Origin of the sequence: Microbacterium sp. NPDC091662 (assembly GCF_044756705.1) — a bacterium.
Classification (GTDB): domain Bacteria; phylum Actinomycetota; class Actinomycetes; order Actinomycetales; family Microbacteriaceae; genus Microbacterium.
Map to the genome: position 1 here is coordinate 2,668,052 of NZ_JBIVTM010000001.1, position 26,451 is coordinate 2,694,502.

The 26,451-nt window shown below is 69.3% G+C and carries 24 protein-coding genes; 15 read left to right on the forward strand and 9 right to left on the reverse strand.

Features of this window, described 5'->3' with window-relative positions; genetic code table 11:
• Positions 1–161: 161 nt before the first annotated feature.
• From ACIQLD_RS13010 to ACIQLD_RS13045, 8 genes are all read left to right on the forward strand, one after another.
• The gene (locus ACIQLD_RS13010; protein ID WP_021200218.1) at positions 162–1,067 is read left to right on the forward strand and encodes a carbohydrate ABC transporter permease; all 906 of its coding nucleotides are present in this window, start codon (positions 162–164) and stop codon (positions 1,065–1,067) included.
• Positions 1,064–1,969, forward strand: coding sequence for a carbohydrate ABC transporter permease (locus ACIQLD_RS13015; RefSeq protein WP_402608399.1), 906 nt, complete (start codon positions 1,064–1,066; stop codon positions 1,967–1,969). Before ACIQLD_RS13010 ends, ACIQLD_RS13015 begins: the two co-directional genes overlap by 4 nt.
• Positions 1,970–1,988: 19 nt before the next feature.
• Positions 1,989–3,023 (forward strand): NAD-dependent epimerase/dehydratase family protein, encoded by a 1,035-nt coding sequence (locus ACIQLD_RS13020; protein WP_402608400.1) that lies wholly within the window; start codon positions 1,989–1,991, stop codon positions 3,021–3,023.
• Positions 3,023–4,084, forward strand: coding sequence for a dihydrodipicolinate synthase family protein (locus ACIQLD_RS13025; RefSeq protein ID WP_402608401.1), 1,062 nt, complete (start codon positions 3,023–3,025; stop codon positions 4,082–4,084). Before ACIQLD_RS13020 ends, ACIQLD_RS13025 begins: the two co-directional genes overlap by 1 nt.
• Positions 4,085–4,092: 8 nt before the next feature.
• The gene (locus tag ACIQLD_RS13030) at positions 4,093–5,106 is read left to right on the forward strand and encodes a hydroxyacid dehydrogenase (RefSeq protein ID WP_402608402.1); all 1,014 of its coding nucleotides are present in this window, start codon (positions 4,093–4,095) and stop codon (positions 5,104–5,106) included.
• Positions 5,103–6,059: a hypothetical protein gene (locus ACIQLD_RS13035; protein ID WP_402608403.1), complete on the forward strand. Its 957-nt coding sequence runs from the start codon at positions 5,103–5,105 to the stop codon at positions 6,057–6,059. Before ACIQLD_RS13030 ends, ACIQLD_RS13035 begins: the two co-directional genes overlap by 4 nt.
• Complete coding sequence (locus tag ACIQLD_RS13040) at positions 6,056–6,979, forward strand: GNAT family N-acetyltransferase (RefSeq protein WP_402608404.1); 924 nt, start codon at positions 6,056–6,058, stop codon at positions 6,977–6,979. The genes ACIQLD_RS13035 and ACIQLD_RS13040 overlap by 4 nt, the downstream gene beginning before the upstream one ends.
• Positions 6,980–7,087: 108 nt before the next feature.
• The gene (locus ACIQLD_RS13045) at positions 7,088–9,253 is read left to right on the forward strand and encodes a peptidase C14 (protein ID WP_402608405.1); all 2,166 of its coding nucleotides are present in this window, start codon (positions 7,088–7,090) and stop codon (positions 9,251–9,253) included.
• A gap of 124 nt (positions 9,254–9,377) precedes the next feature.
• On the opposite strand, the gene ACIQLD_RS13050 is transcribed toward ACIQLD_RS13045, so the two are convergent.
• The 3 genes from ACIQLD_RS13050 to ACIQLD_RS13060 form a co-directional block, all read right to left on the reverse strand.
• The gene (locus tag ACIQLD_RS13050) at positions 9,378–10,217 is read right to left on the reverse strand and encodes an SDR family NAD(P)-dependent oxidoreductase (RefSeq protein ID WP_402608406.1); all 840 of its coding nucleotides are present in this window, start codon (positions 10,215–10,217) and stop codon (positions 9,378–9,380) included.
• 5 nt (positions 10,218–10,222) lie between these two features.
• Positions 10,223–10,873 carry a GntR family transcriptional regulator gene (locus tag ACIQLD_RS13055; RefSeq protein WP_402608407.1) on the reverse strand — a complete coding sequence of 217 codons (651 nt, stop codon included), beginning with the start codon at positions 10,871–10,873 and terminating at the stop codon, positions 10,223–10,225.
• A gap of 142 nt (positions 10,874–11,015) precedes the next feature.
• A complete protein-coding gene (locus ACIQLD_RS13060) occupies positions 11,016–13,742 on the reverse strand; it encodes a LuxR C-terminal-related transcriptional regulator (protein WP_402608408.1) in 2,727 nt (908 codons plus the stop codon).
• A 314-nt stretch (positions 13,743–14,056) separates the two neighbouring features.
• Between ACIQLD_RS13060 and ACIQLD_RS13065 the strand changes: the two genes are divergently transcribed.
• From ACIQLD_RS13065 to ACIQLD_RS13080, 4 genes are read left to right on the forward strand one after another with little or no spacing between them, the layout of a single operon-like run.
• Positions 14,057–15,451 carry a hypothetical protein gene (locus ACIQLD_RS13065; protein WP_402608409.1) on the forward strand — a complete coding sequence of 465 codons (1,395 nt, stop codon included), beginning with the start codon at positions 14,057–14,059 and terminating at the stop codon, positions 15,449–15,451.
• A gap of 53 nt (positions 15,452–15,504) precedes the next feature.
• The gene (locus tag ACIQLD_RS13070; protein WP_402608410.1) at positions 15,505–16,275 is read left to right on the forward strand and encodes an SDR family NAD(P)-dependent oxidoreductase; all 771 of its coding nucleotides are present in this window, start codon (positions 15,505–15,507) and stop codon (positions 16,273–16,275) included.
• Positions 16,272–17,348, forward strand: a complete 1,077-nt coding sequence (locus ACIQLD_RS13075; protein ID WP_402608411.1) for an enolase C-terminal domain-like protein — start codon at positions 16,272–16,274, stop codon at positions 17,346–17,348. Before ACIQLD_RS13070 ends, ACIQLD_RS13075 begins: the two co-directional genes overlap by 4 nt.
• Position 17,349: 1 nt before the next feature.
• Positions 17,350–18,201 (forward strand): SDR family NAD(P)-dependent oxidoreductase, encoded by an 852-nt coding sequence (locus ACIQLD_RS13080; RefSeq protein ID WP_402608412.1) that lies wholly within the window; start codon positions 17,350–17,352, stop codon positions 18,199–18,201.
• 190 nt (positions 18,202–18,391) lie between these two features.
• Here the strand turns inward: ACIQLD_RS13080 and ACIQLD_RS13085 are convergent, their stop codons facing one another.
• Entirely contained in the window at positions 18,392–19,222 is an 831-nt protein-coding gene (locus tag ACIQLD_RS13085; RefSeq protein ID WP_402608413.1) for a hypothetical protein, read from the reverse strand.
• Positions 19,223–19,339: 117 nt separating this feature from the next.
• On the opposite strand from ACIQLD_RS13085, the gene dinB reads away from it, so the two are divergent.
• Positions 19,340–20,536: a DNA polymerase IV gene (dinB, locus tag ACIQLD_RS13090; RefSeq protein WP_402608414.1), complete on the forward strand. Its 1,197-nt coding sequence runs from the start codon at positions 19,340–19,342 to the stop codon at positions 20,534–20,536.
• Positions 20,537–20,650: 114 nt separating this feature from the next.
• Here dinB and ACIQLD_RS13095 read toward each other — a convergent pair whose 3' ends face one another.
• Together ACIQLD_RS13095 and ACIQLD_RS13100 are read right to left on the reverse strand one after the other, a co-directional pair.
• On the reverse strand, positions 20,651–21,001 hold the full coding sequence (locus ACIQLD_RS13095) for a nuclear transport factor 2 family protein (RefSeq protein ID WP_402608415.1): 351 nt from the start codon (positions 20,999–21,001) through the stop codon (positions 20,651–20,653).
• Entirely contained in the window at positions 20,994–21,740 is a 747-nt protein-coding gene (locus ACIQLD_RS13100; protein WP_402608416.1) for an SDR family NAD(P)-dependent oxidoreductase, read from the reverse strand. The genes ACIQLD_RS13095 and ACIQLD_RS13100 overlap by 8 nt, the downstream gene beginning before the upstream one ends.
• Before the next feature lie 240 nt (positions 21,741–21,980).
• Here ACIQLD_RS13100 and ACIQLD_RS13105 point away from each other — a divergent pair, with 240 nt between their 5' ends.
• Together ACIQLD_RS13105 and ACIQLD_RS13110 are read left to right on the forward strand one after the other, a co-directional pair.
• The gene (locus ACIQLD_RS13105) at positions 21,981–22,955 is read left to right on the forward strand and encodes a C-terminal binding protein (RefSeq protein ID WP_402608417.1); all 975 of its coding nucleotides are present in this window, start codon (positions 21,981–21,983) and stop codon (positions 22,953–22,955) included.
• Positions 22,956–22,968: 13 nt separating this feature from the next.
• Positions 22,969–23,823 (forward strand): fumarylacetoacetate hydrolase family protein, encoded by an 855-nt coding sequence (locus ACIQLD_RS13110; RefSeq protein WP_402608418.1) that lies wholly within the window; start codon positions 22,969–22,971, stop codon positions 23,821–23,823.
• 93 nt (positions 23,824–23,916) lie between these two features.
• On the opposite strand, the gene ACIQLD_RS13115 is transcribed toward ACIQLD_RS13110, so the two are convergent.
• The 3 genes from ACIQLD_RS13115 to ACIQLD_RS13125 all read right to left on the reverse strand — a co-directional run bounded on the left by ACIQLD_RS13115 (position 23,917) and on the right by ACIQLD_RS13125 (position 26,429).
• Positions 23,917–24,765, reverse strand: coding sequence for an SMP-30/gluconolactonase/LRE family protein (locus tag ACIQLD_RS13115; RefSeq protein WP_402608419.1), 849 nt, complete (start codon positions 24,763–24,765; stop codon positions 23,917–23,919).
• A complete protein-coding gene (locus ACIQLD_RS13120; protein ID WP_402608420.1) occupies positions 24,762–25,520 on the reverse strand; it encodes a spermidine synthase in 759 nt (252 codons plus the stop codon). The genes ACIQLD_RS13115 and ACIQLD_RS13120 overlap by 4 nt, the downstream gene beginning before the upstream one ends.
• A gap of 72 nt (positions 25,521–25,592) precedes the next feature.
• Positions 25,593–26,429 (reverse strand): hypothetical protein, encoded by an 837-nt coding sequence (locus ACIQLD_RS13125; RefSeq protein WP_402608421.1) that lies wholly within the window; start codon positions 26,427–26,429, stop codon positions 25,593–25,595.
• Positions 26,430–26,451 lie beyond the last annotated feature (22 nt).

The window sequence follows — 26,451 nt, forward strand, 5'->3', positions numbered from 1 at the left end:
GCGGGGCTCCCTCTGGGGCTTGCCGGGGCTGTCGTCGGTGTGGGCGGGGTCGCGGGGGGGGGGCTCCCTTTCGTCCATGATCAGCCGCGGGGGGGGGGGGGGGGGCGGCGCCCCCCCCCCCCCCCCGCACCCCTTCACTCCCCCCACGTGAGGTACCACTGATGACGACGGCAACCACGGCGAAGAAGCCCGCAGGGCGGGTCACGCGGGTGCTCGCACGACGAGAGGCGCGGATCGCGTTCCTGTTCGTGCTCCCCGCCTTCCTCCTGTTCATCGCCTTCCGCTTCGGCCCGAGCATCGCCGGAGTCGCGCTGAGCTTCTTCGACTACGACATCACCGGTGAGATCTCGTGGCGGGGTCTCGACCACTTCCAGCGCATGATCGCCGACCCGCTGTTCTGGCGGGCGATGGGCACCACGCTCATCTACACGGTGTGCGCTGTGCCGATCGCGCTGGTGCTCTCGACCGTGATGGCCCTCGGCGTGCGTCGGGCCTTCCGCGGCGCACGCTTCTTCCGCTCGATCTTCTTCCTCCCCGTCATCACCTCGCTCGTGCTGGCCGGGTCGATCTTCGTCTGGATCTTCTCCGCGAACGGACCCTGGTCGGCGCTGATGGCGCCCCTCGGTCTCGGCGGATCCTGGCTCGGCAGCACCGTCCTGGTGATCCCCGCGATCGTCGTCGTCGGCGTCTGGTCGCGATTCGGCTACGGGATGATGATCCTCATCGCCGCGCTGCAGGACGTGCCGCGCGAGCTCGAAGAGGCGGCGCTGATGGACGGCGCCAACGCCTGGCAGCGCTTCCGCTACGTGATCCTCCCGGTGCTGCGGCCGACGTTCTTCTTCTTGGCGGTGATCGAGACGACCGCCGCGTTCCAGGTGTTCGACGTCATCTACGTGATGACCCAGGGTGGGCCGGCGAACGCCAGCTACTCGCTCGTCTACATGCTCTACGACCAGGGCTTCCGCTACTTCGACTACGGCTACGCGGCCGCCATCGGTGTGGCCCTGTTCGTCATGACCCTCGTCGTCGCGCTCATCCAGCGCCTGGTGATCGGAAAGCAGAAATGACCGCTCTGTTGCAGCCGCCGACCCAGACCCCGACGACACCGCCGAAGATGTCGACGAAGCAGCGCCGCGCCTACCGCGCGCTCCAGCCCACCGGCTGGGGGATCGTCGGCCGGTGGATCTGGCTGAGCCTGGCCGGCATCCTCAGCTTCTTCCCGTTCTACGCGATGGTCGTGCTGAGCCTGAAGCCCGGCATGGTCGTCGAGCTCCCGGGGTCGCTGCTGCCCTTCCAGGACATCTCGTTCGACGCCTACGAGCAGGTGCTCGCCGGGCAGAACATCCTCGGCTGGCTCGGCAACACCCTCATCTACTCCCTCGTCTCGGTCGTCGCGGTGCTGTTCCTCTCGGCACTCGCCGGCTATGCCTTCGCCAAGAAGCGCTTCCGCGGCAAAGAGGTGATGTTCTGGTCGTTCCTCGCGATGGTGATGGTGCCGTTCCACGTCACCCTCATCCCGACTTTCATCCTGATGGCGAACCTCGGTGGCGTCGACACCTACTGGGGCCTGATCCTGCCGTCGCTCGCGAACGCGCAGGCGGTGTTCCTGATGCGCCAGTTCATCCAGGGGCTGCCCGACGAGCTGTTCGAGGCCGCCCGCATCGACGGCGCGGGCGAGTTCCGCATCTTCCTGCGCATCGTGCTGCCGCTGTGCAAGCCGATCCTCGCGACCCTCGGCATCTTCGTCTTCCTGTGGCACTGGAACGACTTCCTGTGGCCGCTCATCATCGCGAAGTCCAACGCGATGTTCACACTCACCGTCGGCATCTCGTCGCTGCAGCAGCAGAACGTTCCGCTGAGCACCATGCTCGCCGGGTCGGTCGTGGCGCTGCTGCCCATCTTCCTCGCGTACCTCATCGCTCAGCGGTACGTGCAGGAGGGCGTGGCCGGTACGGGCATCAAGGGCTGAGAAGAAGGGAAAGCACCACATGACTCAGCACGGTTTCACTTCCGAGGCGGAGCTCGAGGAGGCGCTCGCGACACCGAGCGCTGCCCTGATCGCCGATCTCGCGCGCGGGGCGGGCGACCTCGTGATCCTGGGGGCGGGCGGCAAGATGGGCCCGACCCTGGCCATGCTCGCGCGCCGCGGGATGGATGCCGCCGGGCGCCAGGGCGACACGGTCTACGCCGTCTCGCGCTTCGGCGATGCCGCGATCCGCGAGCGTCTGGAGACCGCCGGGGTGAAGGTCGTCCCGTTCGATCTGATCGAGAACGACGACTTCGCATCCCTCCCGGATGCCCCGAACGTGGTGTTCATGGTCGGTGCGAAGTTCGGCGCAGCGACCAACGCGTCGTGGGCGTGGGAGGTCAACGCCGCTCTGCCCGACCGCGTGGCCCGCCGCTACCGCGACAGCGCGATCTCGGTGCTCTCGACCGGCAACGTCTACCCGTTCCTGCCTGCATCTTCGGGCGGAGCATCCGAAGAGGTGCAGCCCGCGCCGATCGGCGAATACGCGCAGTCGTGCCTCGGGCGCGAGCGCGTGTTCGAGTTCGGCGCCCAGGAACGCGGCACGAAGGTCGCGATCATCCGCCTGAACTACGCGGTCGACCTGCGCTACGGCGTGCTCGCCGACATCGGCAGCGCGGTGCACGCAGGGCAGCCCGTGTCGGTCGCCACCGCCAACGTCAACGTGATCTGGCAGGGCTACGCGAACGAGGTCGTGCTGCGCAGCCTCGTGCACGCCTCGGCCGACCCCTTCACGATCAACCTGACCGGCCCCGAGCTGCTGAGCGTCGAGTCGATCGCCCGCCGCTTCGGCACCCTGTTCGACCGCGAGGTCGAGATCGTCGACGAGCCGCAGCCCACCGCGCTGCTCAGCGACGCTCGCCGGTGCATGGCGCTGTTCGGATACCCGGCGGTCTCCGCCGAGACCCTGATCGGCCTGCAGGCCGACTGGATCGAGAAGGAGCTGCCGATGATCGCCAAGCCGACCAAGTGGGCCGTGCGGGACGGGAAGTTCTGATGGCGGTTCCCACCCTGCGCCCGGAGGCCGCGGCCACCCTCGCCCGCGGCGCCGTGATCCCTGCGCATCCGCTCGCCCTCACCGCCGAGCGACGCATCGACGAGCGGCGCCAGCGCGCCCTCACCCGCTACTACCTCGACGCCGGTGCCGGGGGCATCGCGGTCGGGGTGCACACGACCCAGTTCGAGATCCGCGATCCCGAGCATGCCCTGTTCGAGCCGGTCCTCGCGCTCGCCGCAGAGGAGCTGGATGCCCGCGCAGACGCCGATGTGGTGCGGATCGCGGGTGTCGCCGGCGGTACGGCCCAGGCGGTCGCCGAAGCCGAACTCGCCCGCGACCTGGGTTACGACGCCGTGTTGGTGAGCCCTCGCGTGGCCGGTGCCGACGAGCGGGCTCTGCTCGAACGCGCCCGGGCAGTGGGCGACGTGCTCCCGGTGGTCGGCTTCTACCTGCAGACCGCGATCGGCGGACCTGTTCTCGACCGCGACTTCTGGCGCGAGTTCGCCTCGATCCCGGCCGTCGTCGCCGTCAAGGCCGCTCCCTTCGACCGGTACCGCACGCTGGAGCTGGTCCGGGGCGTCGCCGCCTCCGGTCGTGCCGATGAGATCGCGCTCTACACCGGCAACGACGATGCGATCGTGGCCGACCTGCTCTCCGAGTTCCACGTGGAGTCGCCGTCCGGCCCGCGCACCCTCCGCTTCGTCGGCGGGCTGTTGGGCCAGTGGGCGGTGGGCACGCGTGCCGCCGTCTCGCTGCTCGAACGCGCACAGCGGGCGATGGACGGGGACGAAGATGCCTACCGCGAGCTGGGCCTCGTCGCCTCCGACATGGTCGACGTCAACCAGGCGGTGTTCGATCCGGGCAACGACTTCCATGGCGTCATCGCCGGTGTGCACGAGATGCTCCGCCAGCAGGGTCTGCTCGAGGGCACCTGGTGCCTCGACCCCGCGGAGGGGCTCTCGCCGGGGCAGGCGGAGGAGATCGAGCGGGTGCGTCACGCATACCCCGACCTGCACGACGACGCCTTCATCGCCGAGAACCTCGAGGCCTGGTTGAGGTGAGTGGCGGCATGAGCGTCGAAGGGAGTGCGCCGACCGTGGTCGCGGTCGTCTCGGAAGAGCTCTTCGCGGAGTTCTTCTCCGATGAGGATGCCGATCGACTGCGCGCGGTCGCCGAGGCGTTGGGCGGCCGGTTCGTGCGTGTCGACCGACTCACGGATGCAGACCTCGGCGAGGCGCGCATCGTCGTCACGAGCTGGGGTGTCGGCCCGTTCGACACGGCCGTGCTCGCCACGCTGCCGAAGCTCGAGCTGATCGCGCACACCGGCGCCACGATCAAGCCCTTCGCGACCGATGAGCTGTTCGACCGCGGTGTGCTGATCACGCAAGCGGGTGCAGGGATGGCGCGATCGGTCGCTGAGGTGTCGCTGACGTTCACGCTCGCCCTGCTGCACCGGGTGCCCGAGATGCACAATGCGCTGCGCACCGGTGGCAGCTGGTACGACGCCGCAGCTGTGGGGGTGCAGCGCGAGATCTTCGGCACCCCCATCGCCGTGATCGGGGCATCGCGCACCGGGCGGGCCTACCTCGAACTGATCCGAGCGCTCGGCGCCGAGCCGCTGCTGGTCGACCCGACGCTCGATGCAGCTGCTGCCGCCGCCCTCGGAGCCGAGCTCGTGCCGCTCGACGAGGTTTTGCAGCGCGCGCAGATCGTCGCGGTGCACGCGCCCACGCTGCCCGAGACCCACCACCTGATCGGTCGGCGCGAGCTCGCGCTGATGCGCGACGGCGCGGGGCTCGTGAACACCGCGCGCTCCTGGATCGTCGATGAGGCGGCGCTGATCGACGAGCTGCAGCGGGGACGGCTGAGCGCCGCGATCGACGTGTTCGACGAGGAGCCGCTCGCCGCGGACAGCCCGTTCCGCGCGCTTCCCGGCGTGCTGGTCACCCCGCACCGGGCCGCGGGCACGAGCCAGGGACGACGGCGTCAGGGGCGGATCGTCGCCGACGAGGTCGAGGCCTTCGCCACCGGGCTCCCCCTCGTGCACGCCATCTCGCGCGACCAGCTGTCGTCGATGGCATGACCGGCACGCCGCTGCGGGTGGCCTTCGCCGGACTCGCGCACTCGCACCCGTACAGCGATGCCGCGAACGTTCGCGCCCTCGGCGCCGAAGTCGTCGGGGTGCACGATGCGGATGCGAGGGCGGCCGAGGAGTTCGCCCTGCGCTTCGGAGGCGCGGGGGTGGCCTCGGTCGATGCGCTGAGGGCGCTTCGTCCGGACCTGGTCATCGCGACACCGCGTCCGCACGAGGTCGGGGGCTTCCTGCGGGTGCTCGGAGGTGGAGAAGCTCCGGTCTTCGTGAACAAGGCGATCGCCGCCACCGAGGCTCGACTCGCCGAGACCGACAGTGCACTGGCGGCATCGTCGGTCTCCGTCGGCACGAGCTCCGTCCTGCGCTTCGCCCCGGCGCTCGCCGCGCTGGCCGGGCAGGTCGCGGGCGACGAGGTGCTCGCGCTCCGTGTGCATGCACAGCACGACAACGCGGCCTTCCAGCGGCCGGATCGAGCGTGGCAGGACGACCCGCAGCGTGGGGGCGGTACGGCCGTGACGGTCGGGGTGCACGCGTGGGAGATGGTTGATGTGCTGCTGCCCGGGGCGGCTCTCGTCTCGGGATCCGGCTGGAGGCGCACGCGCCCCGGATCGACGACCGCGTCGGAGGATGCTGCCGGCATCGACGGCCGGCTGCGGGTTCCCGGTGCGGAGCGCGAAGTGCCGGTGCAGGTGCTCGTCACCGGGACGCCGGGCGCGGATGCGTATGCGGTGGATGTGGTGACGGCCGCCGGTATCCGCTCTATCTCTCTCGATGTGGGTGGCGGTCAGGGTGAGGGGCCGAACGAGACGCTGGGTTTCCGTGACCTGATCCGTGCGCTGCTCGATGCGGCGCCGCGCGGGCTGACCGTTGCACCCTGGCACGAGGCGCGGGCGGTCGTGGCGAACACGATCCGTGCGGCCGGCATCGCGCGGGGTGAGGCGTGAGCGTGCCGATGATCCGTGCCGCGTGTGCGGAGGATCAGAACGCTCTCAGCGCACTGTGGGCGACGGTGTTCACGCCTCCGCTCGCCCCCGACCAGTGGCTCATCGACGATGAGCGGCTCGCGCACACCCTCGTCGCCGAGGACGATGACGGCCTGTGCGGTTCGATCTACGGCCTGCCCAAGCGACTGCGCGAATCGGACGGCGGCATCGCCGAGGTGCACGCCATCGGCAGCGTCGCGGTGGCCGAGCGGGCGAGAGGACACGGCCTCGCCCGTCGACTCGTGACAGCGACCCTGCAGGCGGGGCACGACGCCGATTGGGCGCTGCTGTTCACCGGCACCCCGGAGGTGTATCGCTCCAGCGGGTTCGAGACCTTCTCGATGGCGCGCACTCTGGCCGGCTCCTGGACAGCACCCGCGTGCGTCGGGGCCGTAGCGCGGATCGAGCGTGCGACCGTCGGTCTCGGGAGCCTCCGTGCGCTGCGTGAGGTCTACGCGTGTTCGCGGGACGGCAGGGTCGTGCTCGCTCCGGTGCGCGGAGACCGTGATGAGGCGATGGCGGCGGTGCGGATGCGGGGTGCGACCCTGTACCACCGGGCTGAGGGATCGACCGTGATCGGCTACGCGATCGCGGAGTCTCACGGCGAGGTCGGCGTGCTCCTGGAGAGCGCCGTGCTCCCGGGAATCGAGGGCGACGAGGTGCGCGAAGAGCTGCTCTCCGCCATCGCCGTCGACTGGCGCTCCGCCGGGGTGACCTCGTGCGAGCTCGCCGTCCCCGCCCTGCCGGAGGGGGGTCGCGCGCTCCGTGCCTTCGCGCCCGAGGCCGTGCGGCAGGACGACCGCACCGGGATGATCCGTCCGTTGAGGCGCGCGGCACGACTCGACGGTATCCGCCATTTCACGGCGGGCGACTACTTCTGAGCGACCAGCTCGGAGAAGCACTGGGGACTGGGGATCGATCGGATGATGCGGCCCGGCCGAGATGACCGGACGCCTGACCGCGGCGATGACGCCGCAAGGAGGATGAGCATGGCCCAGAAGATGAGCATGACCCCGCAGGAGAAGAACGACACGGCTGCCCTGCGCAGCAGGCGCATGCTGCTCGCCGGATTCGGTGCGGCGGCGATCGGGGGCGTGGCTGCCGTCAGCACGCAGACTCCGGCCCAGGCTGCCGGTCCGATCGTGGCGCAGGGAGATTCGGGATCGTCGTCGGTGGCGAACGGCGGCACGGCGACCACGCTCGCGAAGCGCAAGGGCAAGGAGGGCGACCTGGTCCGCACGACCGGATACGCCGCTGCAGGTGACGGCGGCGATGGGACATATCGCTTCGTGAAGAAGGATGCTCCGGCGGCGAACGGCGGTACGGTGCTCGCCGGCCCCAAGGGCGGAGCCTGGCTGCTCGTGCACGGCGGGGTCGTGGACTTCCGGATGTTCGGGATCATGGATGCGAGCGTCAACGCCGACGACGCGCTCGACGCCATGGTGAACGATGCGAGCATCCACCGCATCGAGGGGCACAGCCCCCTCAACTTCGTGCGTCGCCATAAGTTCTCGCGGTCGAACATCGCCTTCGACTTCGGCGGCCACCTCATGACCACGGTCGGCATCGAGAACGCCGGCAAGGACGATCCGTTCGCGGCGGTCATGTTCTTCCGCGGCGAGGTGACCGATGCCGTGCAGGAGGCGAAGCTCGGCGAGGTCGTGCCGGATCTCGGGGACGTCTTCCCGGTCGCTGACTCGTCGTTCTTCGCGGTCGGCGACTGGTACGCGGCAGAGGTGAACGCGTTGTCGGGCCGCTGGGAGCGCGAACTGCAGCGCATGGTGCAGGTCACCCAGATCGTCGACGGCACGCACATCCGCATCAACTACAAGAACGGCTGGCCGCTGGGCAAGGACCGCACGATGACCTGGCGCCGGGTCGTGCCGGTGCAGGACGTGACGGTGTCGAACCTGAAGTTCCTCGGCACCGGCACCGACGAGTACACGGGATCGCACCCGCTGGCGTTCGAGTACGCGGTGCGCTGCGACGTCGACCACATCGACGGCACCGGCACGTTCTGGCCGCTCATCCAGCGCCGATGGAACACCTACTACTCGACCGTGAGCTGCACGCTCAAGAACCCGACCTCGGTCACCTGGGGCGGAGCCGGCTACCTGACGCAGCAGATCTACTGCCTCTACGGATATGTCGCTAACTGCCACACCGCGAACGCCCGGCACCTGAACGACTTCACCGCGAGCGCCTACTGCCTGGTCGAGAACTGCCACGGCGACGGCGATGACCAGGGTCCGTTCGTCACGCACGGGCAGTACGAGCACGACCTCACGTACACCGGCAACTCGGGACTCATGACGTTCGCGAACTCCGGTGCGGCCTGGGGTTCTGCGGCCAAGCGCATCACCGTGCGCAAGCACGTGTGCTCGTGGTTCGTCGCGCGTGTGCGCATCACCGACCTCACCCTCGAAGACGTGCAGGTGATCGGCAAGCCCTCGCTCGCGGGCTCGGGGATGCTGTGGATCAACGCCGACGGCGCGCAGCTGCGCGGGTGCACGGCATCCGACACCCTCGTGATCTCGCAGGCGTCCGACAACTCCGCGCGGCCGACCGTGATCGCTGACTCGCACTTCACGTTCGTCGCTCCGGGAGAACTCACCAACGCCACGGTGAAGACGCCGGTCACGTTCGTCGACACCGTGTTCGACCGGGTCGGCGGCATGAAGATCGCGGGTGCAGGTGCGGTCACGTTCCGCGGCTCGACACTCACGGCGGCTGACGATGCCGCGCCGATCGTGTCGTCGTCGGAGCGTCTGCGGTTCGAGGGCTCGACGCTCCGCAACGCGCGTATCGCCGCGGCACGAGGAGAGCGGCAGGCGGTGGAGATCGCGGGGTCGGACGTCGCGATCAAGGGCGGCACCGGCATCTCGCGGACCGGCGACGGCGAGCTGCATCTGACGCTCTCCGACAGCACCTTCCGCGCGGAGGGCGCGGCGACCCACGTCGCGGTCACGAAGGGCGCGACCCACTACCGCGCGGTCGGCAGCCGGTTCGAGGGCGGCGCACTGGAGCTGGCGGATGCCGCGTTCGGGGGCTCGTCCACCCTGCTGCACACCGGCAACGTCGAGTCCGGTGTGACTCGCACTACCTTCCCCACGGAGGGCCCGCGCGTGGTGGACACCGCCAACCTCGTGGTCTGACCCCGCCCCCGCGACCTGGCGCCGAGTGCACCGGATGCTGCCGAGTGCACGGCTTCTCGACGTGAAGGAGCCGTGCACTCGGCGAGAACCCGTGCACTCGGGGGGGGCGTCCCTGCGCCGGACGTCAGGCGGGGAGGCCGACGAGTTCGGCGCTGCGCTGCCAGAGCTCCTCGGCGAGAGCCGCGTCGTTCACCTGCGGGTTGACCTTCGCGGTCAGCTGACGCTCGTCGTAGTAAGCGCCGGAGAACCAGGTCTCATCGGGGGTTCCCTCGATGAACCAGCGCAGGGTCGCGCCGCCCTTGTCTGCACCGATGAGCATGAGGTGCTTGAGCGGCGTGCGGTAGAGCAGCCGCATGATGCTCGACGAGTCCGAGGCGAAGTTCGTCTGCACGGTGCCGGGGTGGAACGCGACTGCACTCAGCCCGTCGGCATGGAACTTCGTGTGCAGGCTCTTGGCGAACAGCACGTTCGCGAGTTTCGCATCGCCGTAGGCCTTGTTCGGGCTGAAGCGGTGGTGGTTGTCGAGGTCGTCGACGTCGAGGTGCCCGAACAGGCGGTGGGCGATGCTGGAGGTGTTGATGACCGCACCCTCGACCTTCAACAGCTGAGGCAGCAGCAGGTTCGTGAGCAGAAACGGTGCCAGGTGGTTGACCTGCATCGTCTTCTCGAAGCCGTCGACCGTGGGGGTCTGGTCACCGAAGATGCCACCGGCGTTGTTCGCCAGCACGTGGATGCCGCCGTCTCCGACCTCATCCGCGATCTTCGCAGCCAGCCCCCGCACGTCGTCGAGGCGTGCGAAGTCGGCGGTGAACCACGCAGCGCCCGCGTCTTCGGCGACGGCGCGGGTCTTCTCGACCGACCGCCCGACCAGGATGAGGCGATGCGGGGACGACGCGAGCTGGCGGGCGGCTGCCGCTCCGATCCCGTCGGAGGCTCCGGTGAGGACGATCGTCTGCGCGGTCATCGCGGTCACTCCGCCGTGGGGGTGATGCGCTCGACCGCCCTGGTCACATGCTCGGCGATCACGGCCCGCGCCCGCTCGGGGTCGCCGCTCGCGATGGCATCGACGATCTGCTGGTGGCTGCGCACATGCTCTTCCTGCTCGGCAGGGTCGAGGGCGGCGTTGGCGGCATGCAGGAAACCGGTGATGCGTCCGCGCAGCTGGCCGCTCAACTCGTCGAGGAAGCGGTGCTCGGCGAGGTCGGCGAGCGTCTCGTGGAACAGGCGGTCCTGGCGCAGCACCTCGTCGATGTCGCCGGGTGCCGCATCCGCCATCGCCTGGATGATGGCACCGAGGCGGGCGGCGGATTCCTCGTTCCACCGCTCCTGCACGCGGATCGCCATGAACTGCTCGAGCACGATCCGCAGGCTCGAGATCTCCTGGAGGTCTTGTGCGCTCAGCTGGGCGACGCGGGCGCCGCGGCGGGGCTCCCGGGTGATGAGGCGCTCCTCGGCGAGGCGGGTCAGAGCCTCGCGCACGGGGATATGGCTGACGCCCAGCCGGTCGGCGAGCTTGCGTTCGACGAGGCGCTCGCCGGGGGCGAGCTCTCCGGAGTGGATGGCCGCGCGCAGCTCGTCTGCGACCTGTTCGGCGATGTTCTGATCCGAGACGCTGCGCATTCGGTGCCCTTCTCGATCCGCGGTTCCGTCTCGTCGAGCGGGCGCGCATTCGTTCGCTCGATGCTATGGCATTTTCCGGATGAGTGGACACGGCGCGGTCGGGTCGGAACCCGGGACGGAAGTCGGCATGGGCCCGGCGTGCTCACGCGAAGAATCGGATCGCCTCGCGGCGGGATACCACGCCCAGTTTGCGGTAAACGCCTCGCTGATGAGTCTTCAGCGTGTTCAGGGATATACCGAGGCGCGCGGCGATCTCCGGCATGGTGCGGGTGGTCCGCAGCTGATCGAGCACGTCTCGCTCCCGGGGGGAGAGGGACTCAAGCGGGGAGCCTTCCGTCCGCGATCTCAGGCAGAGAGCGATGAAGTCCTCGAATTGCGTACCCCGGGAGATGTGCTCGGTGAGAAGCTGGCGAAGTTCGAGCTCACCGTCGCAGAACGGCCTCCGGATGTCTTCCGAGGCGGCGATCTCGAGCGCGCGCTCGCAGAGATCGTGCATCAGGCCGGTCTCCGAGCGTCGCCGATGCAGGAGCGCCTCTGTCGTCAGCATCGCGACTCGTACGTATGAGATGTCGACGTGCTCGCGGGCATTGCGCAGGAGCGCAACCGCAGACACCGGATCTCCCGACCGTCGCAGGATGCCGGCGAAAGAGACTGTGACCAGCGGGAGTCGACTGATGTCACCCGCGCGGCTGACGATGGCGACGGCGCGGTCGCGGCGCCCGCCGGCCTCCTCGAGCAGAGCGGTCAGCATCCTCCGGAACATCGGCCAAGACCACCCATATGTCTCATTGCCGGGCAGGGACTGCATCTGGAGCGCCGCCATCCGCAAATGAGCGGGTTCGCGCGACGCTGCTGCAGCGAGCCCATAGAAGATGCGCGCGACCCCGGCCAGGGAGAGTGCCGTGGAGCCGCTGTGGATGACGCGGAGGCTCTGCGTCATCGCCTCGTCGAGATCGTTTGACCAATAGGCGGCGTAGGCCGCCGTCAATCCGCCGCTTCCTCCGGCGTAGTACGTCCAGGGCGATTCAGGACTCTCCATGCGGTCACCGAGAAGTGGGAGGAGGGCGCGCGCCTCAGTCATGCGCCCTGCCCACCCCAGCGTCAGCGCCAGATGAGCCCTCTCCCGCAGCACGAGCTCTTCCTCTCCTCTGATCTGGGCTTCGCGGATGGCGGCGGTGAAGAGTTCGATGATCCGCTGCGGGCGGCTGCGTTGCCGCATGTGGGCCCAGCCGAGAACGTAGAGCAGGGCGGCCCGATCTCGGTGGAATCGCCCCGTGTTCTCGACGAGGAGGGCGGACATCTCGTCCAGTGCTGCGCCCACCTCTCGTCGTTCCTGCAGGAGGAAAAGACGCGCGACAGCGAGCACTGTCCGATAGTCGGGGGTACTCGTTGACTGGTCGGACGCCGCAACCTCGCCCAAGAGCATGCGCGCGGACTCGTGTTGCCCGAGGACGTCTTGAGCGCACGCACGGATCAGGGTGAGACAGGGGTCTGCGGCGTAGCCCGCAGGGAACAGCGCGCAGAGCTGATCGAGTGCGGTCGCTTCGGAATTGACGAGAAGTCCTACCCAGCGGTTGAGGATCGTCTCATATGCGGCAGCAGGATCTTCGGCGCGCAGGAAGTGGTGTGCGGCAGCCAATGGATCCGTATCGACGAGGTGCACACCGACGATGCCGTGCAACACCTTGGTGCGGCCCGGGGAGACGGACTCGTTGATCGCGCGACATTGACGGGCGAACATGGAGTTCCAACGGTAGACCGGTCCACGCTCGTCACTGAAGCGATCAAGGAACATCCCCCGTCGTGCGCATTCCTCCAGAACGGCTGCGGCGTCTGCTCGACCGGAGAGCGCTGCTGCCAAAGGAGGCGTGAGTTCGACGCCGAGGGTGGTGTCCAGGATGAACTGCGTCAGATCGGAGGGAAGCTGCGAGAAGACGTGGTCATTCAGGTACTCGCGGATCAACGGATTCTCCGCGAAAGCTCTCGTCCGAGCCGGTCGGGCCCCGCCGAGCAGCACGACGCGCACCGCCATCGGCCAGCCTCCGGTCAGATCGAGCATCGAGCCCGGCGCCATGCCGCCCGGCCCCTCAGGCATCAGCGACTCGATCTCTTTCTCGTCGAAGGCCAGGTCGCTCGTCCCGATGAGGGAGTCCGGCTCGGCGAGCAACTGGCGCGAGAGCATCATCTGGAGCAGCGTCGTGCCGATGAGCACGAGTCGCAATGAGGGCGGCGCGGTATCGATGAGCGCGTCGAGCAATCCCCACTGCTGCGGCGCCCCTGCGCGCTGCGCGTCGTCGACGACGAGCACGACAGGCCCTTCCAACTCGTCCATCGTCTCGCAGAGGGCGTGGTAGGTCTCGCCGAGGTCGGTGGGGTGGGGATCGAGTGCGAGGAGCGCGGCATACTGCGTGTCGGTGGATCTTCGTGCAGCAGCCTGCAATGCGGACAAGATTCCGGAGGCCAGCCGCAATGGGTCGTTGTCGAAGCGGGTGAGCGTGATCCATGCGACGGTTGTGTCGGTGTTCGCGGCCCAGTCGGCCACCGCTGATGTCTTGCCGTACCCGCCGGGCGCGCTCACGACTGTCAACTTCCGACGGGCGACGGCCGACGTGAGGATAGCTCTCAGCCGTGGCCTTTCGACCGAGTCGCCTTGCCGAGCGGGCGGAGTGAAGCGCGCGTGTACTGCGGCTTGCGGAGCCGCGCGGGAGGACGACACACGGTCAACGTAGCACCGCCGTCGGGGTTCTTCACCCCATACGGGTGAAGTTTCACGTGCCGATCGCGCTGATCGCGTGTAATGGACGCGCGTCAGCGAGTACGAGCCAGGTACGGACTGGGCGCGATCGGGAACGAACCTGAGACATGGCATCCAGGACGCAATTGCCGTCGCGCGTCGACAACGACGTGCGACGTGATCAGACTCTCGCGCTGGGGGGACGCGAGTAGCGGATCAGGGCATTGATCGACATCTATAACGCGGCTCACCTGAACCCCACGCGGGCGCCGGCGTCGGTCTTCGTCCTCTTCCGAAGGTCACCGAGGTCCCCAGCCTCGGTGACCACCTTCTTCTCTTTCTCTGCTCAGGTGAGATGCGTCACGGCGCAACTGCCAACGGGCATCATCGGACCGCGTCGGCCGGTAGGCTCTGCTATAGCAAAGGTTGCTTGTGAGGCGGGGCGTTCGATGGATGATGCGATGGTGGCGGCGATTCATCTCGGCGACCGCATGCGCATCCCCCGTACGCGGGCACGCATCGGCGTCGCCCGACGCGACATCACCCCGCCTGTCGGTATCCGCGCCAAGAACTGGGGGCCCGCCGACTGGGAGCGGTCCGAGGGGGCGCATCGTCCGTTCGAGCTGACCGCGCTCGCCGTGATCGCCGCCGACGACCGCCCGCGCGTGCTGCTCGCGGTGGACGGCACCTGGTGGCGTCGCGTCGCCGATGAGCAGGGTGTGCGCGGGGCGATCCTGGACGGTCTCGGGCTCGACCCCGATCAGCTGATGCTCTCGCTCTCGCACACCCACGCGGGTGCCGTGCTCTGTGCCGCGGATGCGCATCTGCCGGGTGGAGAGCTGATCCCGGGGTATCTCGAAGCGCTCGCCGCAGCGGGGGTTGCGGCCGGACGCGAGGCGCTCGATGGCGCGGTCCCCGGACTCATCGAGTGGACGACCGGTACCTGCACCCTGGCCGCCGATCGCGAGCTCGACGTCGATGGCCGCGCGCTGGTGGGTTACAACCCGCAGGGCGAGGCCGATGACACCGTGACGATCGGGCGCCTCAGCATCGATGGTGCGGTGCGCGGCACTCTCGTGAACTACGCGTGCCACCCGACCACGCTCGCCTGGCAGAATCGCGAGGTGTCGCCGGACTATGTCGGGGCGATGCGAGAGATCGTCGAGTCGGCCACGGGAGCGCCCTGCCTGTTCGTGCAGGGGGCATCGGGAGAGTTGGCTCCGCGCGAGCAGTACACCGGCGACGTCGCGGTCGCCGATCGACACGGACGCTCGCTCGGGCACGCGGTGCTCGCGGCGCTGGACGCACTCCCCGTTCCCGGCGAGGAGCTGACGCTCGAGGGTGTCGTCGAGTCCGGTGCACCGCTCGCGATCTGGACGGGCCGGGCGGCGGACGGCGGGGAGGGAGCGGCCGGTTCGGTCACGAGCGTCGCGCTTCCGCTGCGCGACCTGCCGACGCTCGACGAGCTCGCCGAGGAGTGGAAGGACATCGACCCGCGTTCGCGGGAGGAGCGTCTCGGCCGCGCGCGCAACCTGCGTGACGGGTACATCGACGGTCCGAACGTGCCGCATCCCGTCTGGGCCTGGAGGCTCGGCGATGCCGTGATCGTGGGGCATCCGGGTGAGGCGTACTCGCGGTTGCAGACCACGTTGCGCGCGCGGTTCCCCGAGACGCCGATCGTGGTGATGAACCTCACGAACGGCCCCGGTTTCGTGTATCTGCCGACGCGTGACGCCTACGACCGCGGCGCATATCAGGCCTGGCAGACACCCCTGGCGCCGGGTGCGCTCGATCTGCTCGAAGAACATGCGGTCGCCGTCGTGGCCGATCTGCTCGACCGCTGACGGTGCTCCCGATACACTTGCTATAGCAAATCTCGATCGGACTGAGGAGAGCAATGACCGCCGCCACCCCCGCCGGCTCCGTCGCCGTCGTCACCGGAGGATCCGCCGGAATCGGATGGGAGATCGGCCAGCGTCTCGCGGCGGACGGCTATGTCGTGGTCGCCGCCGATCGCGTGCCCGGGCTCACCGCCGGCGACAACCCCGCCGGTATCCTGTGGCGCGAGCTCGATGTGACCGACCATGCCGGCGTCGACCGCGTGTTCGGAGAGATCGAAGCCGAGCTCGGACCGATCGAGGTGCTCGTCAACAACGCGGGCATTCAGCGCCACCGTGGCATCGAGGATCTCAGTTGGGACGAATGGGCGGCTGTGGTCGACGTCAACCTGCACGGAGTGTTCTCGGCGCTGCAGGCGGCGGGGAAGAGGATGCTGGAGCGCGGCGAGGGTCGCATCGTCAACATCTCCTCCATCTCGTCGCGCGGCTCGGCCGGTCGGGCCCCCTACGCCACGACGAAGGCGGCGGTGATCGGTCTGACCTCGACCGCGGGTGCCGAGTGGGCCTCGCGCGGGGTGCGGGTCAACGCGGTCGCTCCCGGCTACGTCGACACGGGTGTCTTCCGCCAGGGCGTCGAGGCGGGCACGCTCAGCCTCGACACGATCCTGTCGCGCATCCCCGCCAAGCGCCTGGCCGACGCGAGCGAGATCGCCGCGGCGGTCAGCTTCCTCGTCTCCGACCAGTCCCGTTACATGAACGGCCAGACGCTCTACGTCGACGGCGGCTTCATGGTCGACTACGGCGTGCCGCTGGCGAAGAAGCCCGAATGAGCGCGATCGCCCGCATCGACACGGCCACTGCCGTGCTGCCGCTTCCGGCGCCGTTGCACCTGGGGGCGATGACGGTGACCCGCCGCGAGTACAGTGCGGTGCAGGCGACGGCCGACGACGGCACGGCTGGGGTCGCCTACTGCCTCTCGCGGGAGGCGCCGATGGCCGAGATCGTCGACCGGCTCGTCGCCGTGCACGCGGTGGGTGCGGATGCCGACGACCCCGCGGTGACGTGGGAGCGGATGCTGCGCGGCAGCGCCATCGTCGGACGGGTGGGCCTGGGGCGACGCGCGATCGGCCTCGTCGACATCGCGCTGTGGGACATCGCCGCGCGTCGTGCGGGTGTGCCGCTGTGGACGCTGCTCGGCACAGGTGACGCCCCACGCGAATCGATGCTGGTCGCCGCGTATCCGTCTGCGCAGCGGTCTCCACGCGAGGTGGCCGATGAGGTTCTCGCGCAGGCGGAGGGCTGGACGAACGTGAAGATCTCCCGCATTCCGGATCCGGCATATATGCGGGAACTGCTCGCCTTGCTGAACGCCGAGCTCCCCGATGCGACCGGTCTGGTCGTGGATGTGGGTTTCGGGTGGCCGGACACCGCCACCGCGCTGGCCGAGATCGCGCAGTGGGGCGACCCGCGCCTGGCGTGGCTGGAAGACCCCCTGCTCCCCGAAGACGCCGAGGGGGTCGCGCGCATCCGCCGGAAGTCGGGACTCCCCGTCTCCGTGGGCGATGAGGTCACCGACCCTGCCGTGCTGAAGGCGCTGGTCGAGGTCGGCGGTGTCGACGTGCTGCGGCTCGACGTCGTCGCGATCGGCGGCGTGACCCCGGCGCGCGAGATGATCGCGTGGGCTGCCGAACGAGGTGTGCCGGTGTCGGGGCACGTCTATCCTGAGGTCACCGCGCACCTGGGCATCGGGGTGGAGACGTTCGCCCGAGGGGGCAATCCGTACGATCCCGCGCCGTCGTTCATCCTCGGCGGTCCGTCGTTCGACGGCAGGGTGGGGCCGACCGGTGCGGCGGGCCTCGGCTTCGCGCTCGATCCCACCGTCTTCCGATTCGAGAGGGACTGAGATGACAGGCTCTGCCCGCAGCTCTGAGAACCACAGCGCAGTGAATGGCAGCGTCGTGAACCGCAGCGTCGTGAACCGCAGCGTGGTCGTTACCGGCAGTGGAAAGGGCATCGGCCGCGCCATCGCCGAACGCCTCACCGCCGACGGGTGGACCGTGGTCGGGCTCGAACGTTCGCCGGGATCCGGCACGGTCGAAGAGGGCATCGTGGCCGAGGTCGTGCTCGGCGACGCGGCTGATCGCACGGCGCACGAGCGCGCCGCTGCTGCCGCCCGCGCCCGAGCGCCCCTTGCCGGCTGGGTCAACAACGCCGGCATCACCAAGCGCACGCCGCTGCACGAGCTCGACGAAGACACCGTGCGCGAGGTGCTCGACATCAACGGCTTCGGCTACATCTGGGGATGCTCGACCGCCGTCTCGGCCTTCGTCGATCAGGGCATGCCGGGCGCGATCGTGAACATCGGCTCGATCCACGGACGCTCCAGCTTCACCGACCACGCCGCCTACGAGTTCACTAAGGGAGGCATCGACGCCCTCACCCGCAGCGTGGCCGTGTCGTACGGCGCCCTCGGCATCCGTGCCAACACTGTCGCTCCCGGCGGTGTGCGCACCCCGCACCTCGAAGCGCAGATCGCGCGCGCCGCCGACCCTGTTGCCGAAGAGCGTGCCCTCGCCGAGGGTCCGCCGATGGGACGCATCGCCCGCGCCGAAGAAGTGGCAGCGCTCACGGCGTTCCTGCTGTCGGATGAGGCCCCTTACCTGTCGGGGCAGTCGATCGCGGTCGACGGGGCCTGGACGGCGTCGTTCGGCGACATCGCCATCGACCCGGGGTTGCGGGAGCGCTTCGAGGGCTGAGTCACCTCGGATAGGTGCAGGGGGCATGCGAGCAGGCATCTCCGGCGCTTCGGCACGGGCGGAGAACTCCGCCTCGGGCGGAAGATCTGCCCAGGATTCTCCTCCCGACACCGAGTCTTCCTCCTGTCAGGGTGCGCCACCGACGCGAGGGCCACTGACGCGAGGGCCACTGACTCGATCGCAGTGTTCGTCACCGCAGGTACGCGTCCACGAGCAGCGCCCCACGGATCGCCCGCAGCTCGTCGACGATGCGGGCGACGCTCTTCGCACTCACCGACGACAGCGCCAGGTCGTGCGGGCCGAGGGGTTCGAGCTTCCCGGTGCGGATGCGGATGACCTCCCAGCCCGCGGCACGGAGCGCCCGATCCTTGCGCAGATCGGCGTCCTGCCGTTTGCCGACGTGTTCCAGGCCATGACGACCGACGGTGTCGTATTCGAGCGCGACACGAAGCTCCGGAAACACGATGTCGGGCCAGACCTCGGTGTGGCGGAAGAACGGGCGCGACACCTTCGCGGCGTTCACGGTCGCGTCGAACTCGATCGCCGCCGCGAGCTCCGTTCGCAGGCGGCCCTCGGCCGCGGATGCGGGCTTCGGAGCGCACTCGCTGACGAACGCGGTGCCCGCAGGCAGGTCGGGCGTCTTCGTGCAGAGCGCGGGCACCGGGCGAGGGGGTTTACGGGGGAGGGCGCGGGCCTCACCGAGCACGACCGGCTGCGGACGAGCGAGCGCAGAGCACTCGGGGCACCACGCCGAACGGCGCCGCACCTGCCCTGGGCGCTCGCGCTGCTCGGTCGGGGTGGCGGCGAACCGATGACCGACCGTGCACTCCCAGCACAGGAGCACGTCGGCGGCGAGGGGGATCTGCGACAGAACGATGCCGTGGTTCAGTTCGGGGTGATACTGCCGGATCAGTTCCGGATATGCCGCCCACCCGGCGCGGTAGGTGCCCACGTCATACGGAACGGCGCGACCGCGGGAGAACTGCCGTCGCGCCCACCACTGCTTCACCGGTTCCGGCACGCGCCGACGATATCCGCGAGCACGGACACTGCGACGTCCTCGGCGAGAGGGCGAGGTCGCCGCCCATCCCGATGTCCCCGGTTCGTGCGACGATCCGCACGTCGACAGGAGAACGGGATGCGTGGGGGAGCGACGGTGCTGCACGCCGACCTCGATGCGTTCTACGCGTCGGTCGAGCAGCGCGATGCGCCCGAACTGCGCGGCCGTCCCGTCATCGTCGGTGGTGGGGTGGTGCTGGCCGCGAGTTACGAGGCGAAGGCGCGCGGTGTGCGCACCGCCATGGGAGGGCGGCAGGCGCGGGAGCTCTGTCCGGATGCCGTCGTCGTCCCGCCCCGCATGGAGGCGTACTCGGCCGCCAGCAAGAACGTGTTCGCGATCTTCCGCGACACCACCCCGCTCGTGGAGGGGCTGTCGATCGACGAGGCGTTCCTCGAGGTCGGAGGGCTGAGGCGCATCGCCGGCAGTCCCGAGCAGATCGCGGCACGGCTGCGTGAACGCGTGCGAGCGGAGGCGGGGCTCGCCATCTCGGTCGGGGTCGCACGCACGAAGTTCCTCGCCAAGGTCGCCAGCGCCGTGAGCAAACCCGACGGCCTGTTGGTCGTCGAGCCCGAGCGCGAGGAGGAGTTCCTGCTTCCCCTCCCGGTGGAGCGCCTGTGGGGTGTGGGTGCGGTGACGGCCGAGAAGCTGCACCGCTACGGCATCCGTACGGTCGGAGAGCTGGCCGAGCTGGAGGCCGCCACCGCCGAGCGGATGCTGGGCAAGGCCACGGGGGCGCACGTGCACGCGCTCGCTCGTCTGCGGGATCCGCGGCCTGTCGACACCACGCGTCGCCGTGGGTCGATCGGATCGCAACGTGCTCTGGGCACGCGCCTCCGCTCCGCTGAGGAACTCGACCTCATCCTCACGCAGATCGTCGACCGTCTCGCTCGCCGCCTCCGCGATGGCGACCGCGTCTGCCGCACGGTCGTGCTGCGTCTGCGCTTCGGCGACTTCTCGAAGGCGACCCGTTCCCGCTCGCTCCGTGCACCGACCGATCGCACCGCCGTGCTGCTGACCGTCGCCCGCATGCTGCTCAGCGCAGCGCGGGCTGAGATCACCGACCGTGGCATCACCCTGATCGGCATCTCGCTGTCGCAGCTCGACCGCGCCGATCGCGTGCAGCCCGAGCTGCCGATCGACTGGGGTGACGAAGCCCGCCTCGACACCGTGCTCGACACCCTGCGCGACCGCTACGGCGCGACTTCAGTCTCACGAGCGGCGCAACTCGGCAGCGACCCCGGTTGGTCGTCGCCGATCCTGCCCGAGCACGAGTGAGCCGCACCGTGTGGGGAGGAAAGCTCCCTGTCGGAAGGACTCCTCAGTAGGAGGGCTCCTCCCGACAGGGAGATCGCCTCCCGACAGGGAGATCTCTTCCCGCGACGCCCCGCGTCAGGCCTTGAGCATCGACGCCCGGGCGATCAGCCCGTCCACGACGTCAAAGGTCGCGATGGTCTCGGTGGCGATGCCCGCGTTGATGACCTGCTCCTGCGCGACGACCCACCGGGTGCCGAACAGCACGCTGGTCTCGATCACGCATGACAGCTCGGGGTTCTGCAGCCGAGGCTCGTAGAACGCGCGGATCGCGACGGAGCCGATCACGGGCTCGGCGGCGACCCCGGTGATCACGGCATCGGCGGCGTAGGTCGCGACGAACGCATCGAGGTCGTGTGCGTTGAACGCGTCGAGCTGCGCCTGCACGGTATCGAGGGCGGAGCGGTCGAGGGCGGTGCGGTCAGTCAATGCGAACTCCTCCGTTGACGTCGTAGGTGGCACCGGTGATGAACCGGGCCCGCTCCGAAGCGAGTGATGCAATGATCCAGGCGACGTCTTCCGGCTGTCCGAACGCGCCGAGCGGGATGCCGGCTTCGAGCTTTTCGCGCCCTGCACCCTGCAGCTGGTCGGTGATCGCGCTCGCGACGGGTCCGGGCGTGACGGCGTTGACGCGGATGCCCTCGGAAGCGAGGTGCCGCGCGAAGCTGCGGGTGATCGCGAGGATAGCTCCCTTGCTCGCGGCGTAGTGGATGCCGGTCTGCAACGCGCCGACCTGGCCGGCGATCGAGGCGATGTTGATCACAGAGCGGTCACCCTCGGCGGCCCGGAGCAGCGGGAGAGCGCCGCGGGTAAGGAAGAACGTGCCGCGTGCATTGGTTTCGAGGACCATGTCCCACTCGTCGAACTCGATGTCGTCGTAGGGCGTGTACGGGCAGACGCCGCCGTTGTTGACGAGCACATGGAGGGATCCCCACGCGGCCGTGATCTCCTCGATCAGCGCGTCGATCGATGCGCGTTCACGCAGGTCGAGGCGCGACACGTGCACCTCGGGCGACCCGGCAGCGCGGCACTCCTCGGCGATGCGTACGGCCTCGGCTTCTCGTCCGGCATACGTGATCCAGAGGGCGGCACCTTCGCGGGCGAGTTCGAGAGCGGCGGCGGTTCCGATACCGGAACTGGCGCCCGTGATCAGTGCACGACGAGTCATGGATTCGATGCTATAGCAAATTTCTCAGCTGTCGGGCAGGCGGCGCCCGGGTGCCGAGGCGAAAACGGAGACCACCTGCGACGCCCGCGGCGTGTTGAGGCGCGACGCGCCTACGTGCGACCGGTTCATCTGGGTTTTCGCCCGTGCCTGCCTGTGCCTCGTGCCCCCGCGCCCGCCCGTGCCCCCACGCCCCACGCCCACGCCGTGCAACAGACTGCTAGATGCTATAGCATCGCACCCATGACCACGCCATTGATCCTCGTCAGCGACTGCGACCTGCCGGGAACTGTCATCGAAGACACCCTCCGGCGGGCGGGGCTGCGTGCCGAGCGCGCCGCCTCGGGAAGCCTTGACGACATCGCCGCTCTCGGCTCCGACGCCGAGGGCCTGGTCGTGCAGTGGGCGCAGATCACCGGCGAGGTGATGGACCGCATGCCGAACCTGCGCATCATCAGCCGCGTCGGCATCGGCTACGACATGGTCGACGTCGAAGCGGCCACCGCCCGGGGCATCGCGGTCGCGAACACCCCGAACTATTGCATCGAAGAGGTCGCCGCGCACACGATCGCGATGATCATGACCCAGGCCCGCGGCCTCCCCGCCTACGACCGCGCGGTGCGCGCAGGCACCTGGAAGGCCGTCGACGCCCGCCCGCTCGCCGTACGCCCCTCGGCCACGACGGTCTCGGTGCTCGGCTTCGGCCGCATCGGCTCGATGGTGGCCCGTGGCTGCCGCGCGCTGGGGTTCCGCGTGCTGGTCGCCGACCCGTACGCCTCCGGCGACGCGGTGCGCGAGGCCGACTGCGAACTCGTCGAGATCCCGGATGCTGTGGCGCAGGCCGACATCCTCACCCTCCACGTGCCGTTGACCGACGACACCCGCCACCTGATCGACGCGGCCGCCCTCGCGACCATGAAGCCGGGAGCGGTCGTGGTGAACACCTGCCGTGGCCCGCTCATCGACGAGGAGGCGCTCGCCGCCTCGCTCCACTCCGGACACGTGGGTGCTGCCGCCCTCGACGTGTTCGCCGGCGAGCCGCTCGCCGCAGACTCCCCGCTGCGTGATCTCGACAGCGTGCTGCTCACCCCGCACGCCGCCTGGTACTCGCCCGAGGCGCTGGCGGATCTTCCCGTGCACGCGGCCGAGAACGTCATCCGCCACCGCGCCGGGGAGTCCGTGCCGATCGTCAACCCGACCTACGCCGCCGCGCGCTGACCGAAGGACCGAAATGGAACTCCTGCGACTCGGCCGCGCCGGCCACGAACGTCCTTACGTCCGTGAGGGCGGTGTCGCCTACGACCTCGCATCTCTCACCACCGAGATCGACGGCGCGTTCCTCGCGGCCGACGGCATCGCCCGTGTGCGCGAAGCCCTCGGTCGCGGCGAGCTCCCCACCGCCGACGTCGACGGGCTGCGCATCGGCGCCCCGGTCGCCCGCCCCACCGCGGTGGTCTGCATCGGGCAGAATTACGCAGCCCACGCGGCCGAGTCGGGATCGGAGCCGCCCGAGCATCCGGTGATCTTCTTCAAGCATCCGAATACGGTCGTCGGTCCGAACGACGTCGTGCTGTTGCCGCCCGGCGCCGAGAAGGTCGACTGGGAGGTCGAACTGGCGATCGTGATCGGCAAGACGGCGCGCTACCTGTCGTCACCGGAGGCCGCACGCGATGTCATCGCCGGCTACACGATCTCGAACGACGTGTCCGAGCGCGCGTACCAGCTCGACGTGTCAGGCGGGCAATGGTCGAAGGGCAAGTGCTCCGAGACGTTCAACCCGCTGGGGCCCGCGCTCGTCCCCGCCGACGAGCTCGATCCGCAGGCGCTGCGGCTGCGGTCCTTCGTGAACGGTGAGGCGCGGCAGGACTCGTCGACCGCCGACATGATCTTCCCCGTGCTGCAGATCGTGCACGAGCTGAGTCAGTATCTGGTGCTCGAGCCCGGTGACGTGATCAACACCGGCACCCCGCAGGGCGTCGCGCTGTCCGGCCGGTTCCCGTACTTGCAGGACGGCGACGAGATGACCATCGAGATCGAGGGCCTCGGCCACCAGCACCAGCGCACCGAGCGGGTGCACCTCGGCTGAGCGACGCGTCCCACCCGGCGGCCTGTGCCCGGGGCACGGTTCCTTTCGCTGAGTGCACCGTGCCTCGGGCAGAGGTCGTCGGGATCCAGGGTCTCAGCCGGCGAACGGTGTCACGGGCATGCCGTGCACGCCCGGTCGCACGGCGAACACCGAACCCGCCTCGGTGCCGTGATCGGCGCCAAGACCCTGCGCCGACGTCGTGATGTAGAGCGTGCCGAGGTCATCGTCACCGAACGTGCACGCGGTCACCTTCGGCACCGGCAGCTCGATGCGCGCGACCAAGGCGCCGGTCGCGTCGTAGCCGTGCACAGCGCTCCCGTCCCACAGAGCCACCCAGACACTGCCGTCGGCGGCGACGGTGAGGCCGTCCGGCAGCCCCTGCTCGTGCGGGAGGCGGGCGAAGGCGCGGCGTCCTCGCAGCTCGCCCTCGACCACATCGAACACATCGATGCGATGGGTCAGGGTGTCGACGTAGTAGGCCCGCCTGGCGTCGGGCGAGAATCCGATGCCGTTCGATACCGTCGTCTGCGGCAGCACCGTCGTCACGGTGAGGTCGGCACCGACCCGCAGCACGGTTCCGGCGTCCGGGGCCGCGTCGTAGGCCATGGAACCTGCGAGCAGGCGGCCGCGAGGATCGCAGCATCCGTCGTTCATGCGCACCTGCGGATCAGTGCCCAGCGAGGCCACGGCCCGCACCTCACCGTCGACATCGTCGGCCAGATACAGGGTGCGCGCCCCGACGGCCACGAGCCCTCCGCCGGAACGGGGACGGGCGAACGCGAGGTACTCGTCGTCGATGTGCTGACGGGTCACGCCGTCGGGGCGCAGTGCGAGCAGGTCGCCGGCCTCCCCGTCGACCCAGCGCAGCCCGCCCCACCCCGGCGACCAGATGGGGCCTTCGGCGTGATGCGCGACGGGTCCGGTGACGTTCTCGGGGGTCATGCGTCCTCGCCGGCGTGCGGCAGGGCGGCGGCCTCGGAGGCGCCGTGCTCACCGCGACTGCGCGCGACGTACACGGTGTTCGACGACATTCCCCCGGTGACGGCATTCGTGAAGTCGACGACATGAGCGACCGCGTCATCGAACACGGCGTTCAGCTCGACCATGAAGTCGTCGTCGGGCGGGTCATCCGACCACAGCGCGAAGATGCCGTCGGCGGCGAGATGCCGATCGAGTGCACGCAGCCCGGCGGCGTCGTACAGGTCGGCGTGTGTCGGGTCGAGCTGGTGACGCGGCGAGTGGTCGACGTCGAGAAGGATGGCCGAGTATCCCCCCTGCCCCTCTGCGGGTGCCGACCGCATGACCGCGAAGAAGTCGTCTTCGACCAGAGTCGTGCGCGCGTCGCCGACGAGTTCGGCCGACACCGGGAGCAGCGTGCGCTCGTGCCACCCGATCACGGCGCCCAGGCGGTCGATCACCGTGAGTGACGTCACACGTGCGTCCCGCAGCGCCGCGACAGCGGTGTATCCGAGCCCGAGCCCGCCGACCAGCACCGAGAGGCCCTCGCCCGCGACCGCAGCCAGGCCCAGATCCGCGAGCTCTTCCTCCGCCACCGTGAACAGGCTCGACATCAGGTACTCGTCGCCGAGCTTGACCTCGTAGATCTCCTGTCCCACCGCCGGCTCCGTGCGCCTGCGCAGGGTGAGGTCGCCGATCGGGGTGGCCTGCCAGTCGAGCTCTTCGAACCGAGTGATCACTGCAGCAATGCCTCCGTCGTCGTTCGTCCGGATGGACGGGGTGCGGGGGGAACCCGCGGGTGTGGTCGCGCGTCAGGACTGATCGTCGCGACGGGGCAGCTTGATCCGCTCGGGCTCCGGGGTGGAGGTCGCTGGGGCGGCGGACTCCGGGGCGGTGGGCGCAGGGGATGCCGACGGCTCGGCCGGGGCGGAGATCTCGCGGGCCACCTGCTTCTCGAGCACCGTGACCGCCTCGTCGGAGAGCAGGATGAGGCCGTCGAGCTCTTCGCGCACACGCTTGTAGGCGACGTTGCGCTCGGCCTGGGTGGCCGACTCGTCGACCGCGACCTTCAGCAGCTGCTGTGCGCGGTCGAGCCGCTTGCGCTCCGGCTCGGTGAACGTGGAATCGCGCAGGCGTCTGGCATCCTTCTCGGCGATCTCGAACGCCACCGCGTAGTCGCCGACGGCCTGCAGGTACTCCGTGACCTGCTGCTCGGACACCTTGGCGTCGGCAGAGGACGGACGCAGCGCATCCGCCGTCTTCTTCGCGCGCAGGAAAGCGGCGGTCAGGGGCTGGCGTCCGTCGCTCATGGCGGGGAAGGCGATGAGCTTCGCGACGTCGAGTTCGTAGTCGAGCCACCGCGCGGTGATCTCATCGTGCTCGGTGAACAGGCGCGCGACCAGATCGTTCGGCGCGACGGATGCCGTGGTGTCGACGACGGAGGGTCCGCGGCGCTTGGCCTGCTGGGTCAGAGCACGGGCCTCGATCTCGGCGGTCTTCAGCTGCGCCTTGACCTTGAGCGTCTCGAGGCGTCGCTCGTGACGGCGTTTGGAGCCCCGCTCCCACGCCTTCGCGGCCCCGCCGGCCATTCCCATGATCGGGAAGATGAGCCACCAGAAGTTGCCCGCCCACTGGAAGAACTCTTGCATGATGCGTTCAGCCTACTTCTCG